The 4,241-nt window shown below is 47.7% G+C and carries 1 protein-coding gene and 2 pseudogenes; all 3 read right to left on the bottom strand.

The genetic code is table 11. The features are described from left to right. Window positions 1-101: 101 nt before the first annotated feature. Window positions 102-3,260, bottom strand: coding sequence for an HsdR family type I site-specific deoxyribonuclease (locus tag J3350_RS13745; RefSeq protein ID WP_207687006.1), 3,159 nt, complete (start codon window positions 3,258-3,260; stop codon window positions 102-104). Between the two features lie 72 nt (window positions 3,261-3,332). Then, window positions 3,333-3,761, bottom strand: a pseudogene (locus J3350_RS13740) (restriction endonuclease subunit S); the annotation flags it as partial. A 292-nt stretch (window positions 3,762-4,053) separates the two neighbouring features. Continuing rightward, window positions 4,054-4,241, bottom strand: a pseudogene (locus J3350_RS13735) (restriction endonuclease subunit S); the annotation flags it as partial.

Genomic DNA, 4,241 nt, shown 5'->3' with positions numbered 1-4,241 from the left:
CTTACGCTGTTCCCAAGTAGGTGTGTTTTGGGATTTTGGCGCGAAAAAAGAGCCGAGGACGCGCCTCGGCTCTTGGTCAGCAGGGTGATTTTGCACCCATTTTATGATTCTTTCGGCATTTTTAGGTCAAATCCGCCACTTACGATGAACTCGCGCAAGAGTTTATCATACTTGACAGGCACTTTGGGAGGAATGAGTTTTGTCCCCTCAATTGCCTCAAAATATGCCTTTGCTTTTGCCTTGTCCACAGTGGCTTTCAAGTCATCAAAACGTCCGAACTCGTTGATGTTGGCTTCGGTGATGTTTGCACGCATGAATGCCCGCAGCTTCTTTTCGTCCAAGCCGAAAACTTCAGCTACTTTGTGGATCTGGTCGTTCTGCTTTTGGGCGATGTACTCGGCAATGTACTCCCGCAAGGTCTTTCCCGGCTGCGGAACCACTGCGCCGCTTTGAATGTCGTGCAGGAAAATATTCGCATATTTCTGTTCTTCCTGCGAGAGGGTGGCAAAGGTCTTGTGCAGCTCCGTTTCGGCCTGATGGATGGCTTCTGCTTCTGCACCCTCCTGATAGAAAATTTTCAGGTACTTTTCAAAGCGGGAGTTCATGTAATCCGTGTCGATGTCAGCAGTATCAATGGTGGTCAGATAGCTGTTCACCGCATAGGGAACGTCATCGTCCGGGTCATTTTCACTGCCATCCGGATTCGGCGTGAACAGCTCTTTATAGCGGAGTGCCAGCACTTTGAACGTTCTCTCGTCAAAGTCCGCATGAAGTTCCGTCTTCTCATCTGCATCCTCGTTGATGATCACAATGGGCTTATCCCACTCGAAGCCCTGCACCTTGGCTGCTTCCAGATTTTCGTTGAAGGACTGGAACAGGTCGGCAAACTTTTTGCGCTCTGCCATATCCGCAGGGATCTGCGAAAACTCTTCAATGCCCGCCGACACAAACAGATCTTTGATCTCCGCATAGATGGCATTCAGTTTTTCCACGTTCTTGTCCAGTTTATCTACAAACAGGCCAAACGGTTTATCGCCGGAATACTCTTTTACCGCATCTGCGATGTTTTTCTCCATCGTGTGCGGACGGCGGTAATACTTGATGGTGCCAAACTGTTTGTCATCGCCAAACAGTCGGTTGGTGCGGGAGAACGCCTGAATCAGATTTTCGTATTGCAGCATTTTATCCAGATACAGGGTGTTGATCCACTTGGAGTCAAAGCCTGTCAGCATCTGATCCACCACGATCAGCAGATCAAGCTGTTTTTCCGGGGTACGCTCGATGCGCTGGTAGGGTGATTTGTGCGCCAGACGTGCCGCAATGTCCTTTTTCATCTTGGCAAAGGTCGGAATGCTGAAGTCCTGTCCATAGCGGGCGTTATAGTCTTCTACGATCTCTTTCAGCCCTTCTTCTTTGGTGATGCCTTTGCCGTTGTTATCAATGTTGGGGTCAAATAGTGCGGTGACTTTCAGCCATGGTGCGGCTTCTCTGAACCTCTTGTAATATTGGATGGCTTCCGGGATGCTGGAGGTTGCAAAAATGGCATGAAATTTGCTGTTGCGGCTCTGGGTCTGCCAGTTCTCGCAAATGTCCTCCACCACGGCTTTCTGGTGTTCTTCGCCCTCATACTGGGTGTTGGGAATATAATCTTCGATGCCCTTTATCTCCTCACCGAGCGTATCTTTTCCGCCTGCCATCGGCAGATTCAGATACTTATAGAAAACCTTGCTCTTCTGCGGGTCTGCCAGAGCCTCACCCACAGAAGCGGCCTTAGCTTTTTCCAGTGCAACCGCTTTCCGCAAGTCGCTGTCCTTGAAGGTCAGCACCTTGTAAGGGTCAAAGCCCAGCACGTTGTGATCCCGGATGCCGTCTGCAATGCTGTACCGATGCAGTTCGTTGCCGAAAACGGTGGCGGTGGTGCTCATTTTCTTCTGGTTTTCGCCTTGGATCGGCGTACCGGTAAAACCAAAGAACAGTGCTTTCGGGAATGTATGCTTGATGGTCTGCATCATATCGCCAAAGGTGGAACGGTGGCACTCGTCCACGATAAAAACCAACCGCTTTGCGTTGATCAGCACAATGTCGTTGGGGTTCAGCTTGTTTTGTGCATCATCCTTGATGTTGCTCATCTTCTGGATGGAAGTCACGATGAGCGTATCGGACGGCGAAGTGCTTTTCAGCTTGTCCACAAGAACATCCGTGTTCTCGGTAGCCTGCACCTCCTCGTTTTCCCCTGCAAAGTTGCGGTATTCTTTCAGGCTCTGGGTGCCCAACTCGATTCGGTCCATCAGAAAAATCACTTTGTCCGCATCCTTGGAAGATGCAATCAGTTGAGCGGACTTGAAAGAAGTCATGGTCTTGCCGGAACCTGTGGTGTGCCAGATGTAGCCGCCGCGCTGCTGGTCATTCTCCCATTTCGCCTTGGAAACGGCATCCGAAATTTTGCTGGCAGCGTAGTACTGATAGCTGCGCATCACCTTCAAAATGCCATCGGAACCATCGGCAACGGTATAAAAGCCCACCAACATATGCGCCATCGGGATAGACAAAAGTGCCGTCGTAACGTCTTTCCAGTCGTTCATCGGCTCGTTGTAGAAGTCCGCCCAATGGAAATAGTAGCTTTTGTTGAATTGTCCTTCCGGACCGGGATTGGCAAAGTAGACCGTTTCTTCCGGGTTCATGGCCACAAAAATCTGCACCAGCGAGAATAGTCCCGTAAAAATGCCCTCTGCGGCGTATTTTTCAATCTGGTTGCAAGCCTTTATGATGGAAACACCGCTCTTTTTCAGTTCCATGTGAATGACCGGCATACCGTTGATGAGCAGCATCAAATCGCCGCGGCGGTCATTCAAAATTTTGGACTTGGTGGGGAACTTTGGCTGCTCTGCGATCTGGTAGCGGCTAAGTCCGGCTGCAATTTCCAGACGATCATAGATTTTCAGGGACACTTCTTTGCCGAAATTCAGCTTATCGTCAGGATTGTCACGCTTGATAAGCACACTTTTGCCGTTGATAAATTTATTCAGCCTCATCGGCGTTTTCGCGTTCATGACCTGTTCTATGATCTGCTGCATCTCGCCATCCGTCAGCGGATAATCGTTCAGTCGGTCAATGCCACGGTTGTTTTCAAAAAGGATGTTCGCCCAGTTCTGGATCAGCTGCTGTTCGGTGTAGTTCTTCAGCACACCATCTTTCCAGCCGCGTTCTATCAGGAGCTTTACCACCGCCTCTTCAAAATCGGCTTCTTTTGTAAACGCCATAACGAACTCCTTTCGACTTTGCAAAAAGCACCTCTCTGCGAAGGCTTTTCTAATTTGTACAAGCTTTTCCAGCTTACGCTGATGAAGGGTGATAAGGGTATCGAGATTGCGGAAAAAACTGCCGATGCGTTCTTGTTCTAGTTTTGATGGAGTGCTTATGGATGTTTCATTGATTGCGATCTTGGACAAGCTTGGAACACCCGTAGATTCATCTTTTTTCTTCCAGTCAACTTTTTGAAACACATCAAAGGTAAAATCTATGTTTTTGCTATCTTTTGGAATCGCATAAAACAACGTATCTACCGTCCAAAATGGGGCTTTCAAAATATATGGTTTATCAATCGTGCCCTTTCTTCCAATGCCAACTGCGTTACGGTCATAGGACAAAGCCTTGTTTACACTCAGCATATATCCACCGGTACCATAAACAGGAATGTCACCTTCAGACAGATGCTTATAGTCCATTCCGCTACAAACATCAACCATTTCACCCAGCTTACGCTGTTCCCAAGTAGGAGCAAATGCACACTTTCAGCAGCTATTTTCCACCGCCTACCGAATGTTCGCTGAAAATTTCACTCTCGGTTTTGCGTATTCGGTTCAAATTTTGATTTTTGACTCCCGATAGCTTTAAAACGCAGCAGTTCCAAGCGTTTGACATTGCCTTGATTTTTACTCATCAGCCTGTTTTGCATATTCTGAACGGGCAAGAGAAATTGCGTTGCTCCCTTAGCCAAACAACAAACGCCGATACGTCCATCTTCTGATTATGGGCAAATTGCACCACTTATTTTTATACAAACATCTTTTCAAGACAGGATTTCTTGATGTTTTGCAGCTTTTCCAACTTACGTTGATGAAGGGTGATAAGGGTGTCGAGATTGAGGAAATACTTGCCCAACTGTTCTTGTTCTAAAGTTGATTCTGGTAATCGCAGTGGTGTGGTTTTCAATATTTCAGTGTTTATGCTCGGCATTGTTT

The sequence above is a fragment of the Faecalibacterium sp. Marseille-Q3530 genome (genome assembly GCF_017377625.1).
Classification (GTDB): domain Bacteria; phylum Bacillota; class Clostridia; order Oscillospirales; family Ruminococcaceae; genus Faecalibacterium; species Faecalibacterium prausnitzii_E.
This window is presented reverse-complemented; position numbering and strand designations above follow the sequence as displayed.

Excerpts from the sequence above, each read along its gene's own strand:
- J3350_RS13745 (WP_207687006.1), bottom strand. The coding sequence starts at position 3,260 with ATGGCGTTTACAAAAGAAGCCGATTTTGAAGAGGCGGTGGTAAAGCTC.